Genomic DNA, 2,247 nt, shown 5'->3' with positions numbered 1-2,247 from the left:
GGCGATGGATGGCTGGAGGTGCCGGCGGGCCGCGGGCGCGGGTCCCGCCGGTGACGGGGACCGGCCGGGACCGGCCCCCGCGGGGCGTCCCGGCCGGTCGTCCCGGCCGGTCGTCTCAGTCGGTCGGGGCGGTCGCCCGGGCCGCCGCGCGGGCCGCCTCCGGCAGGGCGTCCGCGACGCGCTCCAGCGCCGCCGCGTCATGGGCGGTGGAGACGAACCACGCCTCGAACGCGGACGGCGGCAGGTAGACGCCGCGCTCGAGCATGGCGTGGAAGAAAGCGGTGAAACGGAAGGACTCCTGGGCGCGGGCGTCGTCGTAGTTCCGCACCTCCCGGTCGGTGAAGAACACCGAGAACATGGTCCCGGCGCTCTGGATCCGATGGGCGACGCCCTCCTTGGTGAGCACCGCGTCCACCATCTCGCGCAGCTCCCGGGAGACGGCGTCCAGCCTCGCGTACGCCCCCACGTCCAGCAGACGCAGTTGGGCCAGGCCGGCGGCGGTGGCCACCGGGTTCCCCGAGAGGGTGCCCGCCTGGTACACGGGGCCGGCGGGGGCGAGCCTCGCCATGACCTCGGCCCGACCGCCGAAGGCGGCGGCCGGGAAGCCGCCGCCCATCACCTTGCCGAAGGTCATCAGGTCCGGCCGGACCCGGTCGATGCCGTACCAGCCCTCGCGGGAGGCGCGGAAGCCGGTCATCACCTCGTCGGAGATCAGCAGCGCGCCGTGCCGGTCGCACAGCTCCCGCAGACCGGCGTTGAAGCCCTCCGCGGGCGGGACCACGCCCATGTTGCCCGCGGCGGCCTCGGTGATGACGCAGGCGATGCCCTCGGGGTCCGCCTCGAAGGCGGCGCGCACGGCGTCGAGGTCGTTGTAGGGCAGCACGATCGTCTCGCCCGCCTGGGCGCCGGTCACGCCCGGGGTGTCGGGCAGACCGAGCGTGGCGACGCCGGAACCGGCGGCGGCCAGCAGCGCGTCCACGTGGCCGTGGTAGCAGCCGGCGAACTTGATCACCCTGGCCCGGCCGGTGAAACCACGGGCCAGGCGGATCGCGGACATGGTCGCCTCGGTCCCGGAGGACACCAGGCGCACCTGTTCCACGGGCTCGATGCGGTCGACGATCTCCTCGGCGAGGGCGACCTCGCCCTCACCGGGGGTGCCGAAGGAGGTGCCCCGGGCCACGGCGGCCTGCACGGCGGCGGTCACCTCGGGGTGGGCGTGGCCCAGGATCATCGGCCCCCACGAACACACGAGGTCCACGTACTCCCGGCCGTCGGCGTCCGTGAGGTACGGACCGGTACCGGACACCATGAACCGGGGCGTACCGCCCACGGCGCGGAAGGCCCGGACCGGAGAGTTCACCCCGCCGGGGGTGACAAGGGCAGCGCGGTCGAAGAGTGTCTGCGAAACTGGGGCATCGTAGGAGTAGGTCACGCGATCCATGGTGACAGAGGCTTGTCCGGCATCGTGCGGGGGAGTTTTCCCGACCCCGTGACGGGGGAAGCCTGGAACGATGATCGGGTCGGTGCGGCGGGGGTCGCGAACAATCGGGTGGTGACATGCAACGCGGTGGCGGACCGGGCGAGGGCACCGGGGACACGGGGCCCGAGGTGCCCCCGCGTTCACGTGCGCGCGGCCGGCACCGCAGACGCCCCGAATCCGGGGAACCGGAGGCGGTGCGCGCCGAACCGCAGGCTCCCGGAAGGGGAAACGGGGGACGCATGGCCCGCATGGGGGTGATGTACAAGTACTTCGGCGCACCCGACGGCGCGACCGCCGCCCGGGTGCCTACCTCGATGCGCCCCGAGGAGTTGGGCGGGGACGAACTCGGCCAGGGCATGTTCACCCGCATCAAGCCCGAGACCATGGCCGCCATGGTCCTCACCGGCCTGGAGGGCGTACCGCTGCACCGGGTGCCGCCGCTGGAGCTGGTGGTGCTGCACCCCGACTACGCGGTGGTGAGGCTGCCGACCACGGTCGTGGACCCGCTGCGGGGCGTGGGCGAGGAGGCCATCGGCGCGGCGGCCTTCATCTGGTCCACCGTGCCCGACCGCAACGGCCCCGGCGACGCCTTCGACGTCTACCGGCTGCTGCACGAGTGGCAGGATTTCTCCCAGCGCCTCCACGAGGCCGGTCACCAGCCCTACTGCCTCGTCTGGCCCTGAGTCGGATCCGGGCCCCCGGGCCCGGATGCCCCATACCCCCGGTCGCGTCATCCGGTCGCGTCATCGTCGCTCTTTCCCCTGTCC

General features: G+C 73.5%; 2 protein-coding genes. One reads left to right on the top strand and one right to left on the bottom strand.

Annotated features, from left to right (window positions below; translation table 11 throughout):
* Positions 1-115: 115 nt before the first annotated feature.
* Complete coding sequence (gene hemL, locus FNQ90_RS20270; protein ID WP_182607674.1) at positions 116-1,441, bottom strand: glutamate-1-semialdehyde 2,1-aminomutase; 1,326 nt, start codon at positions 1,439-1,441, stop codon at positions 116-118.
* Positions 1,442-1,557: 116 nt separating this feature from the next.
* Here hemL and FNQ90_RS20265 point away from each other — a divergent pair, with 116 nt between their 5' ends.
* Positions 1,558-2,163, top strand: coding sequence for a hypothetical protein (locus FNQ90_RS20265; protein ID WP_182607673.1), 606 nt, complete (start codon positions 1,558-1,560; stop codon positions 2,161-2,163).
* The last annotated feature ends 84 nt before the right edge of the window (positions 2,164-2,247 follow it).

The organism is Streptomyces alkaliphilus (assembly GCF_014141535.1).
Lineage (GTDB): Bacteria > Actinomycetota > Actinomycetes > Streptomycetales > Streptomycetaceae > Streptomyces > Streptomyces alkaliphilus.
Note: the sequence above shows the minus strand (reverse complement) of the source record. Positions and strands in the feature narration are given on the sequence as shown.

Excerpts from the sequence above, each read along its gene's own strand:
- hemL (WP_182607674.1), bottom strand. The coding sequence starts at position 1,441 with ATGGATCGCGTGACCTACTCCTACGATGCCCCAGTTTCGCAGACACTC.
- FNQ90_RS20265 (WP_182607673.1), top strand. The coding sequence starts at position 1,558 with ATGCAACGCGGTGGCGGACCGGGCGAGGGCACCGGGGACACGGGGCCC.